The sequence below is a fragment of the Rhodopseudomonas sp. WA056 genome (genome assembly GCF_010906995.1).
Taxonomy (GTDB): Bacteria; Pseudomonadota; Alphaproteobacteria; order Rhizobiales; family Xanthobacteraceae; genus Rhodopseudomonas; species Rhodopseudomonas palustris_G.
In genome coordinates this window covers 1-22,546 of record NZ_QPFS01000086.1, presented here as the reverse complement: position 1 = coordinate 22,546, position 22,546 = coordinate 1, and the positions used below count along the sequence as shown (strand labels likewise).

Genomic DNA, 22,546 nt, shown 5'->3' with positions numbered 1-22,546 from the left:
GATCGGCGACGGCTCGGCGATGTACTCGATCCAGGCGTTGTGGACGGCCGCGCAGCGCAAGCTGCCGCTGACCGTGGTGGTACTTAACAATGGCGGCTACGGCGCAATGCGCTCGTTCAGCCAGGTGATGCAGGTGCGGAACGTGCCCGGGCTGGAGCTGCCCGGGATCGACTTCACCGCTCTGGCGCAATCGCTCGGCTGCGATGCGGTGCGGGTGACGCGCAGCGAGGAGCTGACGCCGGCGCTGACGCGCGCCCTTGCGTGGGACGGCGTCAGCGTGGTCGAGGCAATGCTCGATAGTTCGGTGCCGATGCTCTACGCGCGCAACGGCTGACGTCGCATCATCAATTGTCCAGCGCCTCGTACACCAGCTTCTTCAGCTCGCGCTGGATCGGCTGGCGGTGCGACGGGGTCTGCTCCATCAGCACGAAGAACATGTCGAGCTTCGGATCGATCACGAAGTAGCAGCCCGACGCGCCGTCCCACTTCAATTCGCCGAGCGAGCCGGGCGGCGGCGGCTTGGCGTGGCCGGCGTCGGTGCGGACGCCGAGGCCGTAACCGTAGCCGAAGCCGTCACCCGGGAAATAGAAGTAGTCGCGCTCGATCCCGGAGTTCGGACCGATCTGATCGGTCGTCATGTCCTTGAACACGGCTTCGCTGAGATAACGCTTGCCGTCGAGTTCGCCCTTGTTGTGCAGCATGCGGACGAAGCGGATCACGTCGGACGGCGTCGAGGTCAGGCCACCGCCGCCGGATTCCCACTTCTTGACGATGTCCGGCCGGCTCGGCCGCCCGACCCGGAAATCGGCGTCGTTCGGCATCGGCTGCGCCATACGCGCCTTCTGTTCATCGGTCGTCAGATAATAGCGGGTGTCCTTCATCCCGAGCGGATCGAACAGTCGCTCCTTCTGGTATTCGTAGAACGACTTGCCGGAGGCGACTTCGATCACCCGGCCCAGCACCTCGTAGGAATTGCCGTAGTCCCACAGCGTGCCGGGCTGCTCCTGCAGCGGCAGCTTGGCGATCCGCTCGGCGAATTCGGCATTGCTCGGATCGTTATCGTAGATCTTGGCCGCCGCGATGGTCTTGCGCACCAGGCTGTCGCCATAGAAGCCGTAGGTGATGCCGGAGGTGTGCAGCAACAGATCGCTGATCAGGACCGGACGCTTCGGCGCGACGAAATCCAGATACTTCTCGCCGTCCTCGCGCTTCTTCTCGACGCCGACCTTGGTGTCGGCGAACGCCGGGATGTATTTCGACACCGGATCGTCGAGCTTGATCTTGCCGTCGTCGACCAGCGTCATCACCGCGAACGCCGTGAACGGCTTGGTCAGCGACGCCAGCCGGAAGATGGTGTCGTCGGTCATCGGCTGCTTGGTGGCGACGTCGCGGACACCGAAGTACTTGTGATAGACCGGCTTGCCGTGGCGCTCGATATACACGATCGCGCCGGGGATCTTGCCCTCGGCGATGATCTTGTTGAAGAACTCGTCGATCCGTTCGAGCTTCTTGTCGGAGAACTGCACGCTCGGCGGCAGGTCGAAGGTGGTCTCGGCGATCGCCGGGCTCGCGGCCGTTACGGCCAGCGCTCCTGCCATCAACCATCGCGCAGCGCGACGCAGCATTGTCGTATCCTCCTGAGTTCTTCTTGGTGGATGTGATGGTAGCGGCGCGTGGAGCGGTTTCAAGGGGCCGCATCCGTAAGCGCCGCGCGATGCAACTCGGCACTCGCCGGCGAGAAGCAACAGAACACCGCTCGCGTGACCGAAGTGGCGGTGCGCAGCGTATCGAGGGTCGTCTTAACCGCAATCGGCGCCGCGCGCTCGGGCGGGAAACCGTAAACGCCGGTGGAAATCGCCGAGAACGCGATCGAGCTCAGCGCATGATCGTTCGCGAGCTGCAGGGCGCGGGCGTAGCAGGAGGCAAGCGCGGCATCCTCGCCATGGCGGCCGCCGTGCCAGATCGGGCCGACGGCGTGGATCACATGGCGCGCCGGCAACCGGTAGCCGCGGGTGATCCTGGCATCGCCGGTGGCGCAGCCGCCGAGCGTTTCACATTCGGCGAGCAGTTCGGGACCGGCCGCGCGATGGATCGCACCGTCGACACCGCCGCCGCCGAGCAGGGACGCATTGGCGGCGTTGACGATCGCGTCGACGGCGAGCGTGGTGATGTCGGCGACGACGACCTCACAGGTCGCCGTGCCGATCTGGCGGACGAAGGGGCTCAGGCGGCGGCCTTGATGCCCTTGTCGGTGAACAGCTTCTGCAGTTCGCCGGCCTGGAACATCTCGCGCACGATGTCGCAGCCGCCGACGAACTCGCCCTTCACGTAGAGCTGCGGAATGGTCGGCCAGTTCGAGTACTGCTTGATGCCGTCGCGCAGCTCGGCGTTTTCGAGCACGTTGTGGCCCTTGTACGGAATGCCGATGTGATCGAGGATCTGCACCACCTGACCCGAGAAGCCACACTGCGGAAACTGCGGCGTGCCCTTCATGAACAGGACGACGTCGTTGGCCTTCACTTCGTTGTCGATGAATTGCTCGATGCTCATGGCAAATCCTTTTGCGGCGCGGCCGGCTGACCACCAGCGGCCGGGTCGAACGGTCATATATGTATCCTGAAACCGGCGAATAGCCCAAGTCAAAACCGATTGAGCCCGGCTGTCGCCTTGACTTCGCTACCGTTTTTCAAGCGGTCGATGCCCGGCGACGACGGCCTGTCCCACGCCGGCTATTTCCTCGCCGGTACGCCGCCGACCTTACATCCGGCCTGCCAGCGCCTATGTGTCGTCTGGAACTCATTCCCAACAGCAGCGTTTTCCACCAAACCGGAGATGCTCGTGACGATTTCATCCTCCGCTGCAAGCTCGGCAGCCGATTCTTCCCCATCGTCCGTCTCCGCCCGCGATCTGGCCGACCGGCTCTCCACCGCCTATCGCACCGTGCGCGACGAGACCGAGCGGCGCGCGGCGCCGCTGTCGCCGGAGGATCAGGTGGTGCAGTCGATGCCGGATGCGAGCCCGGCGAAATGGCACCGCGCCCATACCACATGGTTCTTCGAGCAGTTCCTGCTCGGCCCGCATTGTCCGGGCTATCAGGTGTTCCACCCGGACTACGCCTTCCTGTTCAACTCCTATTACGTCTCGGCCGGGCCCCGGCATACCCGCGCGGCACGCGGCCTCCTCACCCGCCCCGGCGTCGCCGAGGTCGCGGCCTATCGCCGCCACGTCGACGAGGCGATGCTGAACTGGTTCGCGACCGCCGGCGCTGCGAAGCTCGAGGAGATCGCGCCACTGATCGAGGTCGGGCTCAATCACGAGCAGCAGCATCAGGAATTGCTGCTGACCGACATCCTCCATGCCTTTGCGCAGAACCCGATCCCGCCGGCTTACGATCCGGCGTGGCGACTGCCGGCGACCGCGCGCGACGGTGACGATTGGGTCGCGTTGCCGGAGGGTATCCACCCGATCGGCCATGCCGGCGACAGCTTCCATTTCGACAACGAAAAGCCGGTGCACCGCGCGCTGGTCGGGCCGGTCAAACTGGCGCGGCACCTCGTCACCAATGCCGAGTGGCTGGCGTTCATGGCCGACGGTGGCTATCGCACCGCCACGCTGTGGCTGATGGACGGTTTTGCCTGCGCCGAGCGCGAGGGCTGGGAAGCACCCGGCCACTGGCGGCAGGTCGACGGCGAATGGAAGATCATGACGCTCGGCGGCCTGCAGGCCATCGATCCCGACGCCCCGGTCTGCCACATCAGCTACTACGAGGCCGACGCCTTCGCGCGTTGGGCCGGTAAGCATCTGCCGACCGAGATGGAGTGGGAGGTCGCAGCCCGCGCCGGGCATCTTCCCGATGCGTTCGGCACCGTCTGGCAGTGGACCCGCAGCGCCTATGCACCCTACCCGGGCTACAAGGCGATCGAAGGCGCGCTCGGCGAATACAACGGCAAGTTCATGGTCAATCAGCTCGTGCTGCGCGGCTCATCCTGCGCCACGCCCGAAGGCCACAGCCGCGTCAGCTATCGCAATTTCTTCTATCCGTATCACCGCTGGCAGTTCACCGGACTGCGGCTCGCCGACTACGGCGCCTGATTTGAAAATCTCAATGCGCCACGCGCGCAGCCTGGAGGATCGCCCATGAACGTGCACGTCGCTGTGCAGACGCAAGCGCATCGGCTCGATTCCAACACGGCTGCGTTTGCGCGCGACGTGTTGGACGGGCTGACGCGGTCGCAGAAGGAATTGTCGCCGAAGTACTTCTACGACGACGCCGGCTCCGAGCTGTTCGTCGAGATCACCCGCCTGCCGGAATACTATCCGACCCGCACCGAGCTCGGCATTCTGCAGGGCCGCGCGGGCGAGATCGCGTCCCTGATTCCGCCGGACGCGGCGATCGTCGAATTCGGCGCCGGCGCCACCACCAAGATCCGCCTGCTACTCGCGGCGCATCAGGTCGCGGCCTATGTGCCGGTCGATATCTCGGGCGACTTCATCATCACCCAGGCCGAAGCGCTGCAGCGCGATTTCCCGCAGCTCGCGGTGCATCCGCTCGCAGCCGACTTCACCAAGCCGTTCGCGCTGCCTCCCGCGGTGCGCGACCTGCCGAAGGTCGGGTTCTTTCCCGGATCGACGATCGGCAACTTCGAACCGCAGGAGGCGCGGCGATTCCTGGAGAGCGCCCGCGACATTCTCGGCCGCGGCGCGCGGATGATCATCGGCGTCGATCTGGAGAAGGACGAACGCGTGCTGGTGCCGGCCTATGACGATGCCGCCGGAGTGACCGCCAGGTTCAACCTCAACCTGCTGATCCGCATCAACCGCGAACTCGGCGCCGATTTCGATCTGTCGGCGTTTACGCACCGGGCGATCTACAATCGCGATCAGCATCGGATCGAAATGCATCTGGTCAGCCTGCGCGACCAGACTGTGCATCTGTTCGGCGAACGAATCGGCTTCCGCGCCGGCGAGACCATCCACACCGAGAACAGCTACAAATACAGCCTGGAGCGGTTTGGCGCGCTGGCGCAGCAGGCCGGCTGGGCTCCGGCGCAGTGCTGGACCGATGCGGACGCGATGTTCTCGGTGCACGCGCTCGAAGCGAACTGAGACAGCCGCCGCGTCCCGCCTGTCATCGCCGAACTAAGCCGCTGCTTCCTCTGCGGCGGCGACCCGCGCCGCGCGCCGGCCGCGCGCTTCGGCGGCGCATTTGGCGACGTGGACTTCGCGATTGATCACCTGCAGGTTCGGCAGCCCCCAATAGCCCAGCAGCTCCGGCCATGTCCGGTCGCGGTGCTGTCGCCAGACCTGAAACAGCGGCACGAGGTGATCGACTTCAGAACTCCGCAGCAGCCTTCGGTTGGTCTCGCGGCAGCGGCGGCCCTGCAGGCGCCGCAGCAGCTTGGTCTGGCCGCTCGGGGCATTCCAGAACTGCCAGGCCGTGACGCAGGCGCTGTGCCAGGTGGCGTTGGTGTTGATGCCGGCGTCCCATAGATCGGCGTGCCAGCCGAGCCGATAAACCGGCTGGCCGCAGACGCAGCAGAAGCCGGGGCCGCGCTGGTACGCTGTCTCCCGATACGGCGCAGGCGGAATTCGAAACGTCACCGGCAGGCCGGCTTCGGCGTCGTCGCCGAGCTGCCATCGCCAGCCCTCGGGAGCACCGCTGCGGGCAGCCAGCACACGCGCCAGCCGCTCGGCGCGCAGCGGATGGGCGCGCCAGTACGAATCGACCGCGACCCGCAGGGTCGAAGGCACATAGGCGCGGGCTTTGGCATGGACCAGCACGGCCTGCGGGAACGCATCCGGCAGGCGCGTGGTCAGCCGCGCGAGCGCCAGAGCGTTGGCCTTCGCCTTGTCTTCCCGCCAGTTCGACATGTGCCCACCCACCGAGACGGTGCCGCGCGGCTGTAAAGCCTTCGTTAACGTCGACGCACCGGGGCCATGTCAGCCCGGCAACCGACCGATGCCCTGCCTCCGTTCAAAGGCGAAGTTGGGGAGATTGTCGGCAGACTATTCCGGCACGCCGGTCTGCAGCGCCAGCGCGTGCAGCACGCCGCCCATCTGCCCCTGCAGCGACTGATAGACGATCTGGTGCTGCTGGACCCGCGACTTGCCCCGGAACGACTCCGAAATCACGGTCGCGGCGTAGTGGTCGCCGTCGCCGGCGAGGTCGCGAATCGTCACCTCCGCGTCGGGAATCGCGGCCTTGATCATGGCCTCGATGTCGCGGGCATCCATCGGCATTCGGTCATCCTCCAGATCGTCGCGGGCCGCCTGCGCGGGGCGCGCGGTGGCAATCCTGAACCGACATCCTATATCGCAGTGCGCGCCTTTCAAAGCCACACGCCGAACACATCTCGGCAACGGTGACTGTGACGCAGGCCCAATTCACGCCCCTGAGGTCCGCCCATGAAGCTCCCCGGCCCCGATCATCCGATCACGATCACGGCAAATCCGAACGGAGTCCGGATCAGCGCGGACGGCAGGGTGATCGCCGAGACCCGCCGTGCGCTGACGTTGCAGGAGGCGAGCTATCCGCCGGTGCAGTACATTCCACGGGATGACGTGGATATGAGCCTGCTCGAAAGGACGGCACGTGTCACCCATTGCCCGTACAAGGGCGACGCCGGTTATTTCAGCATCGTGGCCGGCGGCGAGCCGCAGCCCAACGCGGTGTGGAGCTACGAGCAGCCGTTTCCGGCGATGGCGGAGATCGCCGGCTATCTGGCGTTTTATCCGCAAAAGGTTCAAATCGAAGAATTCAAACCCTAGCAATTCGCCGAAGAGGCGATTCAGCTATTGCGCAGTATCGTAATTCACCGGCGGCATCGCGCGGGGCTCTTGTCGTGACTGTAACCTATCCCACCACCGGCGGCATGACCGCGCACGCAGCTTCGCATGTGCGCGACCTGTCGCTCGACCGCACCCGCACCTTCCTCACCATCCTGGTGCTGATCCACCATTCGGTGATCCCCTACACCTATTTCGGCCACACCGACCCGGCGTCCTGGATCGGCTTCGACTGCGTGGTGCTCGCCACCGACAGTTTCTTCATGGCGATGTTCTTCATGCTGTCGGGGCTGTTCCTGTGGCCGAGCCTCGACCACCGGCCGAAATTCGGTTCGCTGGCGCGCGACCGGCTGATCCGGCTCGGCATTCCGTTCGTGATCGCAGCCTTCACCGTGATCCCGATCGCCTACTACGCACTGGCGCTGCGCGCCGACCCGACCGAGACCTTCGCCAAATTCTACGAGAACATGATCACGGTCGGCCCGTGGCCGAGCGGGCCGTTGTGGTTTCTGTGGGTGCTGTTCATCTTCAGCGTGATCGGCGGCGCGCTGTACCGGATTTCGCGGCACACGCTCGACCCGATCAATCATCTGGCCAAGCTCGGCTATAAATCGCCGGCACTGTTCATCGGCGCGGTGTTCGTGGTCACAGCGATTCTCTACGTGCCGTCGCGGCTGTACTACACCTCGACCTATTGGTTCGAATGGGGACCGTTCGCGGTGCAGGCCAGCCGCGTGCTGCTGTACACCGCCTACTTCTTCATCGGTGCCGGCATCGGCGCCTGCCATCCCGAGCAGAGCGTGCTCGGCGCCGGCGGCAAGCTGGCGCAGCAATGGTGGATCTGGCTGCTGGTCGCGCTGGTGCCGTATCTCGGGATGTGGGGCCTGATCGGCATCAAGCGCGGCATCCTCGACAATCCGGACGAATTGCCGATGTGGTACGAGGCAAGCTACAGCATCGCGCTCACTGCGTTCAGCGCCGCCATCATCTTTGCGATCCTGGCCGTGTTCCTGCGCTTCCGCCGCGGCGGCTGGAGCCTGCTCGATCCCTTGCAGCACGACGCCTACGGCATCTTTCTGGTGCACTACGCCTACATGCTGTGGCTGCAATACTGGCTGCACGACTACGACCTGCCGGCGATCGTCAAAGCCGCCATCGTATTCACCCTCGGCCTGCTGCTGAGCTGGGCGACGACCTATCTGCTGAGGAAGATCCCAGGCGCGTACAGGGTGTTGTGAGGCCTCTCTTCCGTCATTCCGGGGCGCGCGCAGCGCGAACCCGGAATCTATAACCACCGAATCTGTTGCTGGCGCACGGCGTCACCCGCCGTGCTCATCCGCGAGCACAGGGGTTAGGGATTCCGGGCCTGCGCTGCTACGCAGCGCATCCCGGACTGACGATGGATAGGTGATCGGACGCGGCTGAGATTCCGGCTTCGCTCGCTGCGCGAGCGCCCCGGAATGACGCTGGAGAGACCTAAGGCGACTAAGCCTTCCCCGCCATATAGTCCGGCAGCCAGTGCTCGTGGGCATGACGCAGCGCCTTGATGTCGACGGTGCGTTCGCCTTCGATCTTCAGCGCGTGACCGCCGGTGACGCCGATCTGGACACAGGGCACCCCGATCGTCTTCAGCTTGGTCTTCACCGCGAGCAGATCGGCTTCCTTCACCGTGACGACGTAGCGGCCCTGATCCTCGCCGAACCACCAGGCGTGCGACACGATCTCGGCCGGCGGCGCGTCGAGCGTGGCGCCGATATTGCCGCTGATCGCCATTTCGGCGAGCGCCACCAACAAGCCGCCGTCGGAGACGTCATGTACCGCGGTCGCGGTGCCGGCGTGGATCATGCCGCGGACGACGTCGCCATGGCGCTTCTCGCAGGCGAGATCGACCGGCGGCGGGGCGCCCTCTTCGCGGCCGCAGATCTCGCGCAAATACACCGACTGCCCGAGCCAGCCTTTGGTCTCGCCGATCAGCAGGATCGCTTCGCCCTCGGCTTTGAACGCCAGCGTCGCAGATTTGGTGAAGTCGTCGAGCACGCCGACGCCGCCGATCGACGGGGTCGGCAGGATGCCGCGGCCACTGGTCTCGTTGTAGAGCGAGACGTTGCCGGAGACGATCGGCGAGTCGAGCGCGATGCAGGCTTCTGAAATGCCCTTCAGGCAGCCGACGAGCTGGCCCATGATCTCGGGCCGCTCCGGATTGCCGAAGTTCAGGTTATCGGTGATCGCCAACGGCTTGCCGCCGACCGCGGTGATATTGCGATAGGCTTCGGCCACCGCCTGCTTGCCGCCCTCGAACGGATCGGCCTCGCAGTAACGCGGCGTGACGTCGACGGTGAGCGCGAGGCCCTTCGGGCCGTCCTCGATCCGGACCACCGCGGCGTCGCCGCCAGGGCGCTGCACGGTGTTGCCGCCGATGACGTGGTCGTACTGCTCCCACACCCAGCGCTTGGAGCACAGGTCCGGCGTCGCCAGCAGCTTCTCCAGCGCCTCGGCCGCGCCCATCGGCGCGTTGATGTCGCGGGCGTGGATCACCGGCAGCTTCGGCGATTCCACCCACGGGCGATCGTAGAGCGGCGCCTCGTCGCCGAGCTCCTTGATCGGCAGATCAGCCTTCACCTGCCCGCCATGCTTGACCACGAACCGCTTGGTCGGCGTGGTGTAGCCGACGATCGCGAAGTCGAGACCCCACTTCTTGAAGATCTCTTCGGCTTCCTTTTCCTTCTCCGGCTTCAGCACCATGAGCATGCGCTCCTGGCTTTCGGAGAGCATCATCTCGTAGGCGGTCATGCCGGTCTCGCGGGTCGGCACCGCATCGAGATCGAGTTCGACACCGAGGTCGCCCTTGGCGCCCATCTCGACCGCCGAACACGTCAGACCCGCCGCGCCCATGTCCTGGATGGCGATCACGCAGTCCTTGGCCATGATCTCCAGACACGCCTCGAGCAGCAGCTTCTCGGCGAACGGATCGCCGACCTGCACGGTCGGACGCTTCTCCTCCGAGCCCTCGTCGAACTCCGCCGACGCCATGGTGGCGCCGCCCATGCCGTCGCGCCCCGTTTTCGAGCCGAGATAGACGATCGGCATGCCGACGCCGCTCGCTGCGGCGAGGAAGATCTTGTCGGCATCCGCAAGGCCGACCGCCATGGCGTTGACCAGGATGTTGCCATCGTAGCGGGTGTGGAACCGGGTCTGGCCGCCAACGGTCGGCACGCCGAACGAATTGCCGTAGCCGCCGACGCCGGCGACGACGCCGGACACCAGGTGCCGGGTCTTGGGATGGCTCGGATCGCCGAACGACAGCGCGTTGAGGCAGGCGATCGGCCGGGCGCCCATGGTGAAGACGTCGCGCAGGATGCCGCCGACGCCGGTGGTCGCGCCCTGATACGGTTCAATATAGCTCGGGTGGTTGTGGCTCTCCATCTTGAAGACCACCGCCTGATTGTCGCCGATGTCGATCACGCCGGCGTTCTCGCCCGGCCCCTGCAACACCCACGGCGCCTTGGTGGGCAGCCCGCGCAGGTGAATGCGCGAGGATTTGTACGAGCAGTGCTCGTTCCACATCGCCGAGAAGATGCCGAGCTCGGTGAAGGTCGGCTCACGCCCGATCAGATCGAGAATGCGCTGATATTCGTCCGGCTTGAGGCCATGGCTGGCGATCAGTTCCGGGGTGATCTTCGGCTCGGGAGCGGACATAGGCAGCATTCCTCGGCGCGCCGGAGGGGCCGGCGCGGACCGTTGTTATGTAGAAAGATCGGCCCAAGGGGGAAAGGTTTTTCTGCACGCCTGGGGATGGCGCTCGGTGCCGGTGATCGCTGCGAACCCGTTGATCTGGCAAAGGATCTTGCCCGAGCCGTCATGGCCGGGCTCGTCCCGGCCATCCACGGCCGCGGGTATCGTGCCCGAAAACGTGGATGCCCGGGTCGAGCCCGGGCATGACGTCGTTCTTGGATGGGGCGTCCGAGGAGGACGCCCGTGCTGCTCAGGCCGCGACCGCCGGCAATCCCGCCAGCGCGGTGGCGAGGTCGGCTTCGTCGTAGTCCTGATCGACCAGCTTGCCTTCGAAGTAATTGATGTAGGCCTGCATGTCGAAATGGCCGTGGCCGGAGAGGTTGAACAGGATCGTTTCCGACTTGCCCTCCTCCTTGCAGCGCAGCGCCTCGTCGATCGCGCAGCGCACCGCATGGGTCGATTCCGGCGCCGGCACGATGCCTTCGGTCCGGGCGAACTGCACGCCGGCTTCGAAGCAGCCGACCTGCTGATAGGCGCGGGCTTCGATCAGGCCGAGCTCGTAGGCGTGCGACACCATCCCGCTCATGCCGTGATAGCGCAGGCCGCCGGCGTGGAAGCCCGGCGGCATGAAGGTCGAGCCGAGCGTGTGCATCTTCACCAGCGGGGTGAGATGCGCGGTGTCGCCGAAATCATACGCGTAGGTACCGCGGGTCAGCGTCGGGCACGCCGCCGGCTCGACCGCGATGATCCGCCGCTTGCGGCCGCCGCGGAGCTGCAGGCCGAGGAACGGGAAAGCGAGGCCGGCGAAGTTGGAGCCGCCGCCGGCGCAGCCGATGATCACGTCGGGATCATCGCCCGCCATCTCGCATTGCGCGATGGCTTCCTGGCCGATGATGGTCTGGTGCAGCATCACGTGATTGAGCACCGAGCCGAGCGCGTATTTGATGTCCGGATTCTTCGCAGCGACTTCCACCGCTTCGGAGATCGCGATGCCGAGCGAGCCCGGACTGTTCGGATTGGCCGCCAGGATGGCGCGGCCCGACTCGGTCTCGGTCGACGGCGAGGCGATGCAGCGGGCGCCATAGGTCTCCATCAGCGCACGGCGGTACGGCTTCTGATCGAACGACACGCGGACCTGGAAGACCAGGACGTCGAGCCCGAACAGCGAGCCGGCGAACGCCAGCGACGAGCCCCACTGCCCGGCGCCGGTCTCGGTCGACAGCTTCTTGATGCCGGCCTGCTTGTTGTACCAGGCCTGCGGCACTGCGGTGTTCGGCTTGTGCGAGCCGGCCGGCGAAACACCTTCGTACTTGAAGTAGATCTTGGCTGGGGTGCCGAGCGCCTGCTCGAGACGGCGCGCGCGGATCAGCGGCGCCGGACGCCACATCCGGAACACCTCGCGGACCGGCTCGGGGATCTCGATGTAGCGCTCGGTCGCGACCTCCTGGAGAATCAGCTCCATCGGGAACAGCGGCTCCAGATCGCTTGGGCCGACAGGCTGATGCGTGCCCGGGTGCAGCACCGGCGGCATCGGCGTCGGAAAGTCGGCATTAAGATTGTACCAGGACTTCGGGATGCTCTCCTCGTCCAGCACATACTTGATCTGGTCGCTCATTCTGGTCTCCCTCACGCGGCCCGTTTCTTGCGGGCGAGAGGGTATACAGCGCCGATCTGCCTGCCAATTGCGCAGTGTCAATTCAGATTCACCGATTTGCATTGCAGCGCCGCATCGGTTTTATGGACCAAACGATAGACCAAAGGATAACGCCCCGTGCACACCCCCGCCGAACCGACGCGTCCCGGTCGCCCGGACCTTTTCACCGCAACCGAAGGCGAATTTGCCGGCTGGCGAACCTGGACTCGGGACACCTTCGAATCCCACAACGGGCCGTTCTGGCACCGCATCGATGACGACGGCCGCGTGCGCTGCGCCTTCCGCGTCGAGAAGAAGCACCTCAACGGCATGAAGGCGGTGCACGGCGGCTGCTTCATGACCTTCGCCGACTATTGCCTGTTCGCGATCGCGGTCCGCGAGCTGCAGGGCCCGGGCGTGACGGTGGCGTTCGGCGCCGAATTCCTGGATGCGGCATTCGAGGGCGAACTGATCGAGGCGACCGGCGAAGTCACCCGGGCCGGCAAGTCGCTGATCTTCGTCCGCGGGATTCTGAAGAGCGGCGAGCGGCCGCTGTTCACGTTCTCGGGCACCATCAAGCGGGTCAAGCGCAAGGTGCCGCCGACCGAGATCGCCGACAGCCACTGACGCGGCGGCCTTGCCGCCTCCGCAGGGCTGCATCGCGCGATCGACAACCGAAAGCTAACCAAGATCGGGTAAGGTCGCGCCGTGACCTCGCTCCCCACAATCCTGGTGTTCGATTCGGGCCTCGGCGGCCTGACCGTGCTGCGCGAAGTGGTCCGCGCCCGACCCGACGCGCACTACGTCTATGTCGGCGACGACGCGTTCTTCCCATACGGCCAGCGCAGCGAAGAGGCGGTGATCGGTCGCGTCGTGCCGCTGATGGGCGAGCTGATCGCGGCGCATGCGCCGGACCTGGTCGTGATCGCCTGCAACACCGCCTCGACCATGACGCTGGCGCCGCTCCGGGCCCGCTACCGGGTGCCGTTCGTCGGGACGGTGCCGGCGATCAAGCCGGCCTGCGCGGGCTCCCGCACCAAGCGGGTCTCGGTGCTCGGCACCAGCGCGACGGTGCGGCTCGAATATACCCGCGCGCTGATCCGCGATTTCGCCCAGGGCTGCGAAGTGTCGCTGGTTGGCTCGATCCGGCTCGCTACGTTGGCGGAGACGGCACTCGGCGGCGGCGAAGTGACCGACGCGGCGATTCGCGCCGAGATCGCGCCGTGTTTCGTCGAAGCCGACGCCAAACGCGGCCGCACCGATGCGGTGGTGCTGGCCTGCACGCATTATCCGCTGCTGCTCGACTGCCTGGTGCGACTCGCGCCCTGGCCGGTCGACTGGATCGATCCGGCCCCGGCAATCGCCCGCCGCGTCGTCACCCTGCTCGGCCCGGCCACCGGCCACGCGCCCACGCCGGGCGCCGAGATGATCTTCACCTCGGGCCGCCATCCTCGGGCGAGCGCGGCGCTGGCGCCGTATTTCGGCGGCCGCGTTCCGGCCTGAGCGCTTTTCCGCCTGCCGGGACGCTGCTAGCTTTGCGCCCCGGAGGAGCCCCAATGACAATCAAAACCTTGCGTCACATCCTGGTCGCATGCGCCGTGGTAGCTGCTGCGGGCGCTGCCGTCGCGCAGCAGAGCGGCATCAAGCGCACGCCGCTGCAGAAGATTGAATTTCCCGACGGCTATGTCACCGTCAGCGGTCTCGCCGAGCTGCCTCCGGGCGGCAACATCGGCCGCCACACCCATCCCGGCATCGAGACCGGCTATCTGCTCGAAGGCGAAGCGGTGATGAGCATCGACGGCGAACCCGACAAGCACCTCAAGGCCGGCGACTCCTACGTCATTCCGGCCGGCGTGGTGCACGATGCCAAGGTGCACGGCGACAAGGGCGCCAAGGTGATGGCGGTGTGGGTGGTCGACAAGACCAAGCCGCTGGCGACGCCCGCGAAGTAATGCGGGGCAAAACTCGCCGGATCTCGGCACCGCGAAGGTTGATTGCCGATCTGATGCACGCCTCGCAGGGCGTGCCGCTGATCAGCTATCGCCGCACCTTACATCTCGGCCCGCTGGCGCGGGCACGGGCCGCGGCGGCGTCGCCGCCCGGCTTCGCTGCGATCTTCGCCAAGGCGTTCAGCCTGGTGGCCCGCGACGAACCGCTGCTGCGGACGCTGTATATCGACTTTCCCTGGCCGCACTTCTTCGAGCTGCCGAAGAGCGTCGGCATGATCGCGGTCGCCCGCCGCATCGACGGCGAGGACTGCGTGCTGATGCAGAAGGTCACCGCTGCCGACACGCTGCCGCTGCACGAGGTCGACGCGATCATTCGCGGTGCCAGCACCGCACCGACCGAGACCGTGCCGATGTTCCGCAAGCTGCTGCGGATCAGCCGGATGCCATGGCCGCTGCGGCGGATCGCCTGGTGGGCCGGGATGTCGCTGGACCGGCCGCGGGCGAACTTCTTCGGCAGCTTTGGCGTATCCTCGGTGTCGGCCTTCGGTCCGGGCGACCTCTACCCGGTCAGCCCCGGCCCCTATATCCTGAGCTACGGCCGGCTCGCCGACGACGGCCGCCTGGAAGTCGTCGTCCGGTTCGACCACCGGGTGATCGACGCCGCCCCGATCGCGCGGCTGACCACCCGGCTGGAACAAGTGCTGAACACCACCATCGCGGCTGAGATCGAGCGCCTGGACCGCCCAGCCCGGGCGCTCCGGACCGCAGCCGGGCCTTGAATTCGCAAGCCTGTTGATATATGTTAACAGTCGTCCAGCACGGGCGTCAGGATGGCAAAGCGGCCGTCCCATCCGAACAAGGAAATCGAGGCGGCGGTCAGCCACGCCGAAGCGCTGGGCTGGAGCTGGAGCAAAGTCGGCGGCCATGCGTGGGGCCGATTGCTGTGCCCGCATCACGATCGCGACGGCTGCGTGCTGTTCATCTGGTCGACGCCGCGCAATCCGGAGAACCATGCGCGGCAACTGCTGCGCCAGATCGCACGCTGTCCCCACGCCAAGCAGGAGGATGATAGTGAAGACCTATGAATTCAGTATCGTTGCCTCCGGTCTCTCCCCGGCGGCCGAAGACTTCGCCGACCGGTTCTTCAACGCCGGATGCGACGACGCCGCCATCGCGTTTCAGAAGGGCCACATCGTGCTCGACTTCGCGCGCGAGGCCGAGTCGATCGGCGATGCGATCGCTTCGGCAGTTGCAGCGGTCGAGGCCGCGGGCGCCAAGGTCGAGCGGATCGAACCGGACCCGCTGGTCAATCTGTCCGACATTGCGGCGCGCTGCGGTCTCACCCGGGCAGCCCTGACCCAATACGCGAAGGGCCAGCGCAGCCGCGATTTTCCCGCGCCCAGCGTCCGGGTGACCTCGGATAGCCCGCTATGGGACTGGGCCACTGTAGCCCGATGGCTGTATGCGCAGCGGAAGCTGAGCCGGGAGGCCGCTGTCGAGGCGGAGGCGGTGCGCCTCGCCAATACCGCGCTCGCCGCCGGCGACCGGCCGTTGGCGGCCCCCCTCGCCCAGCGGCTGCGAGCCTACGAGCAGACCCTCGAAGCCGCCTGAGCTCGCCTCGGCCTATCTGGCCCGAATTGACATCCCAGGGCTTTGCCCCTAGAAAGCCCCCGCTCGCGGGCCGGTTTCGGCCCGCGTTGCGTTTCGCGACCCGTGGTCCTCCCCTTATGCTTTAAGGACGGACCTGTCGGCAGGGGATTTTTCCCCATGCACAGGAGGGCGCGTTTCCTCACAACTCAAACCCTAGAGGACGCGATGACAAAGCGCGCTGAAGCCAAGTATAAAATCGACCGCCGTATGGGCCAGAACATCTGGGGTCGTCCGAAGAGCCCGGTCAACCGCCGCGAATACGGCCCCGGCCAGCACGGCCAGCGCCGCAAGGGCAAGCTGTCCGACTTCGGCGTCCAGCTCCGCGCCAAGCAGAAGCTGAAGGGCTACTACGCCAACATTTCCGAGCGTCAGTTCCACGCCATCTACGTCGAGGCGACCCGTCTGAAGGGCGACTCGGGCGAGAACCTGATCGGCCTGCTCGAGCGCCGCCTCGACGCCGTGGTGTACCGCGCCAAGTTCGTGTCGACGATGTTCGCGGCCCGCCAGTTCATCAATCACGGCCACATCAAGGTCAACGGCAAGCGCGTCAACATCCCGAGCTACAAGGTGCGGGTCGGCGACGTGATCGAGGTCAAGGAAGCCTCCAAGCAGCTCGCGGTGGTGCTCGAAGCCAGCCAGCTCGCCGAGCGCGACGTGCCGGACTACATCGAGGTCGACCACAACAAGATGACCGCGAAGTTCGCCCGCATCCCGGCGCTCTCCGACGTGCCGTTCGCGGTGCAGATGGAGCCGCACCTGATCGTCGAATTCTATTCGCGCTGATTTCTTCGTACTGATTGCTGCTCAGTCCGATGCATCGAGGCCCCGGTTCGCCGGGGCCTTTTTGTTTGCGCGGCGTATTCCAAAGGCTCTTCGTCATTCCGGGGCGCCCGAAGCGCGAACACGGAATCTCGAGGATGTTGCGAAGGAAAGTTCGCCGGGTGCGTGGCAAGGCCGCATCCAATCACTGCGAGGTTCCGGGTTCGCTCGCTGGCGCGAGCGCCCCGGAACGACTTGCGGAGAGATGGTACCAATCACATCCCGCTGACCTGATCGTGTCCGGGCAAATACCTTCCGCTTCGCGCCCGGCATGTTAGCCTCGGGCATGGCCTACACTCCTTCCCCGCCCGATCCTTCCGCGCCGCCGGTGCGGATCAATCTGTTGTCGGACACCCAGACCCGGCCGACGCCGGCGATGCGCGAGGCGATGGCGCGCGCCGAGGTCGGCGACGAGCAGACCGGCGACGACCCGACCACCAACCTGTTGCAGGAGCGCGTCGCAGCGCTGCTCGGCAAACAGGCCGCGGTGTTTCTCCCGTCAGGGACGATGTGCAACGTCACCACCACGCTGGCGACCTGCCGCCCCGGCGACGAGATCATCGCGCATCGCACCGCGCACATCCTGTCGCGCGAAGGCGGCGCACACGCCGCGCTCGGCGGCTTCCAGATCACCGGGCTGGACGGCGACGACGGCCAGTTCTCGCTGGACGCATTCCGCGCCGCACTGCATCCGAAGACGCGCTACGAACCGCCGCAGGTCATGGTGAGCGCCGAGCAGACCGCCAATATCGGCGGCGGCACGATCTGGCCGCAGGCCACGCTCGATGCGGTCGCCGCAGCCGGCAAGGATGCGGGGCTGTGGACGCATATCGACGGCGCCCGGCTGATGAACGCGGTGGTCGCCACCGGCGTCTCCGCCGAGCGGATGACGAAGGGCTGGGATTCGGCGTGGATCGATTTCAGCAAGGGCCTCGGCGCGCCGGTCGGCGCGGTACTGGCCGGCCCGCGCGCCTTCATCGACGAGGTGTGGCGCTGGAAACAGCGGCTCGGCGGTTCGATGCGGCAGTCCGGCGTGATCGCTGCGGCGTGCCTGTACGCGCTCGATCATCAGGTCGACCGCCTCGCCGACGATCATGCCAACGCACGCCGCCTCGCCTCCGGACTGGCGCAGATCAACGGCGTCGAGGTGCAGGTGCCGCAGACCAATCTGGTGTTCTTCAAGCCGGACGGCGCCGGCGTCGCGAGCAACGACATGGTCGGACAGCTCCGCCGCCGCGGCGTCGTTCTGGCGATGATGGAGGGACGGATCCGCGCCTGCACCCATCTCGACGTCAGCGCAGCGATGATCGACGAGACGCTCGATCATGTCCGCGAGATCGTGCGCGCGGCCTGAACCGCGCGCACCTCGAAGCCGCGTCCGAGCGCGTTACGCCTTGGCGCCGAACGCCTCGCGCAGCTTGGCCTGGATCTTGGCCATGCCGCCGATCCAGCGGTCGTAGTTCTCGGTCTTCTTGCGCATGTAGTCGATCACTTGCGGGTGCGGCAGGATCAGGAAGGTTTCCTGCTCGATGCCCTGCAGCGCGTCCTTCGCCACCTGCTCCGGCGACAGGTTGCCGTCGGCCGATTGCGGCCCCTCGGGCAGGCCGCGCAGCATGTTGGTATCGACGCCCTGCGGGCACAGGATCGAGACCCTGATGTTGTGCGCCTTGTGGGCGATGGCGAGGCTTTCGGCGAAGCCGACCGCGCCGTGCTTGGTGGCCGAATAGGCCGGGCTGCCGACCTGCGACAGCAGACCCGCCGCCGAGATGGTGTTGAGGAAGTAACCGCCGCCGCGCGCTTTGTAGCGCGGCACCAGATGCCGCGCGGCATAGACATGCGCCATCACGTGGATCATCCAGCTCTTCATGAACGGCTCGTCGGAAGAGCCGCCGGCATTCTCGGCCATCGGATCGAAGCCGCCGCCGATCCCGGCGTTGGAGCAGAACAGGTCGATCGGCCCGAACTGCCGCTCGGTCTCGTCGATCACATGCTTGATGTCGGCCTCATTGGCCACGTCGCATCTGAACGCCGCGCCGCCGATCGAGGCGGCGACCGCCTCGGCGCGGGCCTGATCGAGGTCGGCGACCACGACCTTGGCGGCGCCGGCCTTGTGAAAGGCTTCGCACAGCGCCTGCCCGATTCCATTGCCGCCGCCGGTGACGACGACGACTTTGCCCGCGATCTGCATGGTTGTTTCCCCCGCTTGTTGTTGGCGGGGGCGTTCATATCGGAAAGATCCGGCGGCGGCTACGCCAGCACCAAGTCCATCACCGCGACGTAGTGGCAGCCGGCGGCGACCAGCACGAAGGCGTGCCAGATCGCATTCTGGAACCGAAGCCGCCGCCAGGCGTGGAAAATCACGCCAGCCGTGTACAGCAGGCCGCCGATCGCCAGGAACCACATCGCCGTGGTCGGCAGCGTCTCGACCACCTGATCGTAGGCGATGATGCCGCTCCAGCCGAGCGCGAGGTAAAGCCCGACCGACAGCTTGTCGAACTTGCCGGGCTTGAACAGCTTGAGCAGGATGCCGATCACCGCGACGCCCCAGACGCCGGCGAGCAGCGCCAGACCGAACATCTGATCCTTGATCTGGCTGATGATCGGTGTGTAGGTTGCGGCGATCAGAATGTAGATCGCCGAATGGTCGAACCGCCGCAGCAGCCATTTGCGCGGCGACACCGGCCACAGATTGTACGCCGCCGACAGGCCGAGCATCGCCAGCAGCCCGGCGACATATACCGATACCGAGACGATCGTCGGCGTAGATGCGAACACGCCGGTCAGCGTGACCAGGGCGGTGGCGGCGATCAGACCGGCGACGAGGCCCAGCACATGCACCACGCCATCGGCGATCAGCTCGGCGCGATCGTAGTTCCAGTGCACCGCGCCCTTGGCGTCGATCCTGGCATGCGACACGATTTGCTTGAGGCGGAAGATCGTCATTGCGCAGCAGGTATCCCGTTCGCGAACAGCTTATCCGAATTGATCTGGCGCATTCATGACGAGGTGTGGCAATGCGATACACGCAACGCGACACGCTCGGCCACGGCCGCCGATGAAGCCCGAATTTTCCGCCCGAAAGGCGGCAAAGCCAAGACCGGCCCGGCAGGTCGGATTGTCGCACGAATCGGCGGTTTCCGGCTAGTTTCGCCGGCAACCTCTGACGATTGAACCTTGGCGCGCATGGCCTTCAATTTTTCCAATCTGCTCGAAGATGCGTGGCTGTCGGCGCGGGCGCTCAAGGACTACGGCGAGAACCTGTTCAATCCGACCATCCGGCTCGGCGTCACCGGCCTGTCGCGCGCCGGCAAGACGGTGTTCATCACCGCCCTCGTCCATGGGTTGTGCCGCGGCGGCCGGTTTCCGATCTTCGAGTCGATGTCGACCGGGCGGATCGCCACGGCGCGGCTGGCGCCGCAGCCCGACGATGCGGTGCCGCGCTTCGCCTATGAGAACTTTCTCGCCACGCTGATCGAACAGCGGCAATGGCCGAGCTCGACGGTCGACATCAGCGAATTGCGACTGGTGATCGATTATCAGCGCAAGAACGGCTCCGAGCAGACGCTGACGCTCGACATCGTCGATTATCCGGGCGAATGGCTGCTCGACCTGCCGCTGCTGACCAAGACCTACGAGCGCTGGGCCGCCGAAAGCCTGGCGCTGTCGCGGCAGGATCCGCGGGCCCGGGTGGCGCGGGAGTGGCACGCCCATCTCGCCACGCTCGATCCCAAGGGACGCGAGAACGAGCAGGAAACCCTCAAAGCGGCGCGGCTGTTCACCGCTTACTTGCGCGCCTGCCGTGACGAGCAGTTCGCCATGAGCCTGCTGCCGCCCGGCCGCTTCCTGATGCCCGGCAACCTCGCCGGCTCGCCGGCGCTGACCTTTGCACCGCTCGACGTGCCGGACAGCGGCACAGCACCGGACGGCTCGCTGTGGGCGATGATGCGGCGCCGGTTCGAAGCCTACAAGGATGCTGTGGTGCGGCCGTTCTTCCGCGATCACTTCGCCCGGCTCGACCGCCAGATCGTCCTGGCCGACGCGCTGTCGGCATTCAACGCCGGTCCCGAAGCGCTGCAGGATCTCGAGGCGGCGCTGACCGGCATCCTCGAATGCTTCCGGGTCGGCCGCTCGACGCTGCTCAGTTCGGTGTTCCGGCCGCGGATCGACCGCATCCTGTTCGCCGCCACCAAGGCCGACCATCTGCACCATTCCAGCCACGACCGCCTGGAGGCGATCCTGCGCAAGCTGGTCGAGCAGGCGATGCAGCGCGCCGAATACGCCGGCGCCAAGGTCGACGTGGTGGCGATGGCCGCCGTCCGCGCCACCCGCGAGGCCCAGGTGCAACGCGGCCGTGACCGGCTGCCGTCGATCGTCGGTACCCCGATCGCCGGCGAGATGGCGGAAGGCGAGGTTTTCGACGGCGAGACCGAAGTCGCCACCTTCCCGGGCGATCTTCCGACCAATCTGCAGGGTCTGTTCCGCGGCGAGGATACGTTCCGCGGGCTGGCCGCCGGCTCGCACCAAGAGGCCGATTTCCGATTTCTGCGCTTTCGCCCACCGCGACTTGTCAGCCATGATGCGGAGGGGCCGGCGCTGCCTCACATCCGCCTCGACCGCGCGCTCCAGTTCCTGATCGGAGACAGACTGCAATGACCGAGCGGGTTCCTCCTCGCCGGCCGGCGACCTTCAAGCTCAGCGACCCGAGCGTGGTGCTGATCGATTCCGACGACGGCGGCCCGACGGCTAGGCCGTCAACAAAGGCCGACGGAAAGCCGAGCGTGGCCGCGGGCGCGGCCTCCCCGCCGCCGCCACCGCCGCCGCGCGCCCGGGTCGAACTCGCCCGGGAAGCCGAACCGCCGATCTCGGCGCCGAAGCCGCCGAAAAGCATCGTCAATCCGAAGAAGGGATTTCGCTGGGGCACGGTGTTCTGGAGCGCCGCGACCGGTCTGGCGACGCTGGCATTCTGGCTGTGGATCAGCAAGCTGGTCGAGGATCTGTTCGCGCAGAGTCAGACGCTCGGCACCATCGGCATGGTGCTGGCGCTGCTCGCCGGCGGATCGCTGGCGATCATCATCGGCCGCGAGGCGTTCGGCCTGATCCGGCTGGCGCGGATCGAGCAGCTCCACGCTCGCGCCGCGCGGGTGCTGGACACCAACAACAGCGCCGAAGCCCGCGCCATCATCCGTGAACTGCTCAAGTTCGAACATCCCAATCCGCAACTCGCGCGCGGCCGCGCCACGCTGCAGAAGCACGTCGACGACATCATCGACGGCGCCGATCTGATCCGGCTTGCCGAGCGCGAACTGATGACGCCGCTCGACCTCGAGGCGAAGGTGATGATCTCGAAGGCGGCGCAACGCGTGTCGCTGGTCACCGCGATCAGTCCGAAGGCCCTGATCGACGTGCTGTTCGTGGCGATCGCAGCGACCCGGCTGATCGGCCAGCTCGCGCGGCTGTACGGCGGCCGCCCCGGCGCGCTCGGCATGTTCAAGCTGATGCGCCAGACGGTGTCGCACCTCGCCATCACCGGCGGCATCGCGCTCAGCGACAGCGTGATGCAGTCGGTGCTCGGCCACGGCCTCGCCTCGCGGCTGTCGGCCAAGCTCGGCGAAGGCGTGGTCAACGGCATGCTGACCGCAAGGCTCGGCCTCGCCGCAATCGATCTCACCCGCCCGCTGCCATTCGACGCCCTCGCCCGCCCACAGCTCGGTGATCTGGTCAAAGACCTGATGAAGAAGCGGGAGAAGGACGAGTAGCGGCCAGTTGGCGGGACGTTGCACGCGTCTGCACTACATCCCGCAGATCTTGCCTTGTGCTGATCGGCACCTACCGAAACAAAAGTCGTCACTCCGGGGCGCGAACGAAGTGAGCGAACCCGGAATCCATAATCACCGACAGCGAATGTGGAGTCCGGCCTGCGCCGTCTAGCGCAGCACATCCCGGAATCAATTGATCGAGGTATGCAGTCACTGATGGC

General features: G+C 66.2%; 24 protein-coding genes. 15 read left to right on the top strand and 9 right to left on the bottom strand.

What is annotated here, in order from left to right; translation table 11 throughout:
• Positions 1 to 334 (top strand): thiamine pyrophosphate-dependent enzyme (locus DU475_RS16435; RefSeq protein WP_246700342.1); only part of this gene is annotated, 334 nt, incomplete at its 5' end.
• A 10-nt stretch (positions 335 to 344) separates the two neighbouring features.
• On the opposite strand, the gene DU475_RS16430 is transcribed toward DU475_RS16435, so the two are convergent.
• The 3 genes from DU475_RS16430 to grxD are packed head-to-tail and all read right to left on the bottom strand — an operon-like array spanning position 345 to position 2,550.
• Positions 345 to 1,625 carry a serine hydrolase domain-containing protein gene (locus DU475_RS16430; RefSeq protein WP_164632739.1) on the bottom strand — a complete coding sequence of 427 codons (1,281 nt, stop codon included), beginning with the start codon at positions 1,623 to 1,625 and terminating at the stop codon, positions 345 to 347.
• A gap of 59 nt (positions 1,626 to 1,684) precedes the next feature.
• A complete protein-coding gene (locus tag DU475_RS16425; protein WP_164632742.1) occupies positions 1,685 to 2,227 on the bottom strand; it encodes an O-acetyl-ADP-ribose deacetylase in 543 nt (180 codons plus the stop codon).
• Positions 2,224 to 2,550 (bottom strand): Grx4 family monothiol glutaredoxin, encoded by a 327-nt coding sequence (grxD, locus tag DU475_RS16420; protein WP_041807452.1) that lies wholly within the window; start codon positions 2,548 to 2,550, stop codon positions 2,224 to 2,226. The genes DU475_RS16425 and grxD overlap by 4 nt, the downstream gene beginning before the upstream one ends.
• A gap of 282 nt (positions 2,551 to 2,832) precedes the next feature.
• Here grxD and egtB point away from each other — a divergent pair, with 282 nt between their 5' ends.
• Entirely contained in the window at positions 2,833 to 4,092 is a 1,260-nt protein-coding gene (gene egtB, locus DU475_RS16415; protein ID WP_047307899.1) for an ergothioneine biosynthesis protein EgtB, read from the top strand.
• Positions 4,093 to 4,137: 45 nt separating this feature from the next.
• Complete coding sequence (gene egtD, locus DU475_RS16410; protein WP_164632738.1) at positions 4,138 to 5,106, top strand: L-histidine N(alpha)-methyltransferase; 969 nt, start codon at positions 4,138 to 4,140, stop codon at positions 5,104 to 5,106.
• A gap of 33 nt (positions 5,107 to 5,139) precedes the next feature.
• Here egtD and DU475_RS16405 read toward each other — a convergent pair whose 3' ends face one another.
• Together DU475_RS16405 and DU475_RS16400 are read right to left on the bottom strand one after the other, a co-directional pair.
• Positions 5,140 to 5,871, bottom strand: a complete 732-nt coding sequence (locus tag DU475_RS16405) for a hypothetical protein (RefSeq protein WP_164632737.1) — start codon at positions 5,869 to 5,871, stop codon at positions 5,140 to 5,142.
• A gap of 135 nt (positions 5,872 to 6,006) precedes the next feature.
• A complete protein-coding gene (locus tag DU475_RS16400) occupies positions 6,007 to 6,240 on the bottom strand; it encodes a BolA family protein (RefSeq protein ID WP_013503589.1) in 234 nt (77 codons plus the stop codon).
• A gap of 165 nt (positions 6,241 to 6,405) precedes the next feature.
• Here DU475_RS16400 and DU475_RS16395 point away from each other — a divergent pair, with 165 nt between their 5' ends.
• Together DU475_RS16395 and DU475_RS16390 are read left to right on the top strand one after the other, a co-directional pair.
• On the top strand, positions 6,406 to 6,768 hold the full coding sequence (locus DU475_RS16395) for a DUF427 domain-containing protein (RefSeq protein WP_047307896.1): 363 nt from the start codon (positions 6,406 to 6,408) through the stop codon (positions 6,766 to 6,768).
• A gap of 74 nt (positions 6,769 to 6,842) precedes the next feature.
• Positions 6,843 to 8,024, top strand: a complete 1,182-nt coding sequence (locus DU475_RS16390; protein ID WP_164632736.1) for an acyltransferase family protein — start codon at positions 6,843 to 6,845, stop codon at positions 8,022 to 8,024.
• 247 nt (positions 8,025 to 8,271) lie between these two features.
• On the opposite strand, the gene purL is transcribed toward DU475_RS16390, so the two are convergent.
• Both purL and DU475_RS16380 read right to left on the bottom strand, forming a co-directional pair.
• Positions 8,272 to 10,482: a phosphoribosylformylglycinamidine synthase subunit PurL gene (gene purL / locus DU475_RS16385; protein WP_164632735.1), complete on the bottom strand. Its 2,211-nt coding sequence runs from the start codon at positions 10,480 to 10,482 to the stop codon at positions 8,272 to 8,274.
• A 286-nt stretch (positions 10,483 to 10,768) separates the two neighbouring features.
• On the bottom strand, positions 10,769 to 12,133 hold the full coding sequence (locus DU475_RS16380) for a TrpB-like pyridoxal phosphate-dependent enzyme (protein WP_047308308.1): 1,365 nt from the start codon (positions 12,131 to 12,133) through the stop codon (positions 10,769 to 10,771).
• 156 nt (positions 12,134 to 12,289) lie between these two features.
• Between DU475_RS16380 and DU475_RS16375 the strand changes: the two genes are divergently transcribed.
• The 8 genes from DU475_RS16375 (at position 12,290) to DU475_RS16340 (ending at position 17,923) form a co-directional block, all read left to right on the top strand.
• Positions 12,290 to 12,778, top strand: a complete 489-nt coding sequence (locus DU475_RS16375; protein WP_164632734.1) for a PaaI family thioesterase — start codon at positions 12,290 to 12,292, stop codon at positions 12,776 to 12,778.
• An 81-nt stretch (positions 12,779 to 12,859) separates the two neighbouring features.
• Entirely contained in the window at positions 12,860 to 13,654 is a 795-nt protein-coding gene (murI, locus tag DU475_RS16370) for a glutamate racemase (protein WP_164632733.1), read from the top strand.
• 53 nt (positions 13,655 to 13,707) lie between these two features.
• Positions 13,708 to 14,103: a cupin domain-containing protein gene (locus tag DU475_RS16365; protein ID WP_012495190.1), complete on the top strand. Its 396-nt coding sequence runs from the start codon at positions 13,708 to 13,710 to the stop codon at positions 14,101 to 14,103.
• Positions 14,103 to 14,879 (top strand): acyltransferase, encoded by a 777-nt coding sequence (locus DU475_RS16360; protein WP_164632732.1) that lies wholly within the window; start codon positions 14,103 to 14,105, stop codon positions 14,877 to 14,879. Before DU475_RS16365 ends, DU475_RS16360 begins: the two co-directional genes overlap by 1 nt.
• A 51-nt stretch (positions 14,880 to 14,930) precedes the next feature.
• On the top strand, positions 14,931 to 15,185 hold the full coding sequence (locus DU475_RS16355) for a hypothetical protein (protein ID WP_107354785.1): 255 nt from the start codon (positions 14,931 to 14,933) through the stop codon (positions 15,183 to 15,185).
• Positions 15,166 to 15,711 (top strand): helix-turn-helix transcriptional regulator, encoded by a 546-nt coding sequence (locus DU475_RS16350; RefSeq protein ID WP_205524414.1) that lies wholly within the window; start codon positions 15,166 to 15,168, stop codon positions 15,709 to 15,711. The genes DU475_RS16355 and DU475_RS16350 overlap by 20 nt, the downstream gene beginning before the upstream one ends.
• Positions 15,712 to 15,915: 204 nt before the next feature.
• Positions 15,916 to 16,533 carry a 30S ribosomal protein S4 gene (rpsD, locus tag DU475_RS16345; RefSeq protein WP_142882188.1) on the top strand — a complete coding sequence of 206 codons (618 nt, stop codon included), beginning with the start codon at positions 15,916 to 15,918 and terminating at the stop codon, positions 16,531 to 16,533.
• A gap of 322 nt (positions 16,534 to 16,855) precedes the next feature.
• Positions 16,856 to 17,923: a threonine aldolase family protein gene (locus DU475_RS16340; RefSeq protein WP_164632731.1), complete on the top strand. Its 1,068-nt coding sequence runs from the start codon at positions 16,856 to 16,858 to the stop codon at positions 17,921 to 17,923.
• A gap of 33 nt (positions 17,924 to 17,956) precedes the next feature.
• On the opposite strand, the gene DU475_RS16335 is transcribed toward DU475_RS16340, so the two are convergent.
• Together DU475_RS16335 and trhA are read right to left on the bottom strand one after the other, a co-directional pair.
• On the bottom strand, positions 17,957 to 18,757 hold the full coding sequence (locus DU475_RS16335; protein ID WP_164632730.1) for an SDR family oxidoreductase: 801 nt from the start codon (positions 18,755 to 18,757) through the stop codon (positions 17,957 to 17,959).
• Positions 18,758 to 18,816: 59 nt separating this feature from the next.
• The gene (gene trhA, locus DU475_RS16330; protein ID WP_013503602.1) at positions 18,817 to 19,512 is read right to left on the bottom strand and encodes a PAQR family membrane homeostasis protein TrhA; all 696 of its coding nucleotides are present in this window, start codon (positions 19,510 to 19,512) and stop codon (positions 18,817 to 18,819) included.
• Between the two features lie 240 nt (positions 19,513 to 19,752).
• On the opposite strand from trhA, the gene DU475_RS16325 reads away from it, so the two are divergent.
• Together DU475_RS16325 and DU475_RS16320 are read left to right on the top strand one after the other, a co-directional pair.
• The gene (locus DU475_RS16325) at positions 19,753 to 21,222 is read left to right on the top strand and encodes a YcjX family GTP-binding protein (protein ID WP_164632740.1); all 1,470 of its coding nucleotides are present in this window, start codon (positions 19,753 to 19,755) and stop codon (positions 21,220 to 21,222) included.
• On the top strand, positions 21,219 to 22,325 hold the full coding sequence (locus tag DU475_RS16320) for a YcjF family protein (protein ID WP_164632729.1): 1,107 nt from the start codon (positions 21,219 to 21,221) through the stop codon (positions 22,323 to 22,325). The genes DU475_RS16325 and DU475_RS16320 overlap by 4 nt, the downstream gene beginning before the upstream one ends.
• Positions 22,326 to 22,546 lie beyond the last annotated feature (221 nt).

What these genes read in the sequence shown, in the direction of transcription:
- DU475_RS16365 (WP_012495190.1), top strand. Translation starts at nt 13,708, where the DNA reads ATGACAATCAAAACCTTGCGTCACATCCTGGTCGCATGCGCCGTGGTA.
- purL (WP_164632735.1), bottom strand. Translation starts at nt 10,482, where the DNA reads ATGTCCGCTCCCGAGCCGAAGATCACCCCGGAACTGATCGCCAGCCAT.
- DU475_RS16400 (WP_013503589.1), bottom strand. Translation starts at nt 6,240, where the DNA reads ATGCCGATGGATGCCCGCGACATCGAGGCCATGATCAAGGCCGCGATT.
- DU475_RS16405 (WP_164632737.1), bottom strand. Translation starts at nt 5,871, where the DNA reads ATGTCGAACTGGCGGGAAGACAAGGCGAAGGCCAACGCTCTGGCGCTC.
- egtB (WP_047307899.1), top strand. Translation starts at nt 2,833, where the DNA reads ATGCTCGTGACGATTTCATCCTCCGCTGCAAGCTCGGCAGCCGATTCT.
- trhA (WP_013503602.1), bottom strand. Translation starts at nt 19,512, where the DNA reads ATGACGATCTTCCGCCTCAAGCAAATCGTGTCGCATGCCAGGATCGAC.
- DU475_RS16395 (WP_047307896.1), top strand. Translation starts at nt 6,406, where the DNA reads ATGAAGCTCCCCGGCCCCGATCATCCGATCACGATCACGGCAAATCCG.
- DU475_RS16380 (WP_047308308.1), bottom strand. Translation starts at nt 12,133, where the DNA reads ATGAGCGACCAGATCAAGTATGTGCTGGACGAGGAGAGCATCCCGAAG.
- DU475_RS16320 (WP_164632729.1), top strand. Translation starts at nt 21,219, where the DNA reads ATGACCGAGCGGGTTCCTCCTCGCCGGCCGGCGACCTTCAAGCTCAGC.
- DU475_RS16355 (WP_107354785.1), top strand. Translation starts at nt 14,931, where the DNA reads ATGGCAAAGCGGCCGTCCCATCCGAACAAGGAAATCGAGGCGGCGGTC.
- DU475_RS16335 (WP_164632730.1), bottom strand. Translation starts at nt 18,757, where the DNA reads ATGCAGATCGCGGGCAAAGTCGTCGTCGTCACCGGCGGCGGCAATGGA.
- rpsD (WP_142882188.1), top strand. Translation starts at nt 15,916, where the DNA reads ATGACAAAGCGCGCTGAAGCCAAGTATAAAATCGACCGCCGTATGGGC.
- DU475_RS16360 (WP_164632732.1), top strand. Translation starts at nt 14,103, where the DNA reads ATGCGGGGCAAAACTCGCCGGATCTCGGCACCGCGAAGGTTGATTGCC.
- DU475_RS16325 (WP_164632740.1), top strand. Translation starts at nt 19,753, where the DNA reads ATGGCCTTCAATTTTTCCAATCTGCTCGAAGATGCGTGGCTGTCGGCG.
- grxD (WP_041807452.1), bottom strand. Translation starts at nt 2,550, where the DNA reads ATGAGCATCGAGCAATTCATCGACAACGAAGTGAAGGCCAACGACGTC.
- DU475_RS16340 (WP_164632731.1), top strand. Translation starts at nt 16,856, where the DNA reads ATGGCCTACACTCCTTCCCCGCCCGATCCTTCCGCGCCGCCGGTGCGG.
- DU475_RS16430 (WP_164632739.1), bottom strand. Translation starts at nt 1,625, where the DNA reads ATGCTGCGTCGCGCTGCGCGATGGTTGATGGCAGGAGCGCTGGCCGTA.
- DU475_RS16350 (WP_205524414.1), top strand. Translation starts at nt 15,166, where the DNA reads ATGATAGTGAAGACCTATGAATTCAGTATCGTTGCCTCCGGTCTCTCC.
- egtD (WP_164632738.1), top strand. Translation starts at nt 4,138, where the DNA reads ATGAACGTGCACGTCGCTGTGCAGACGCAAGCGCATCGGCTCGATTCC.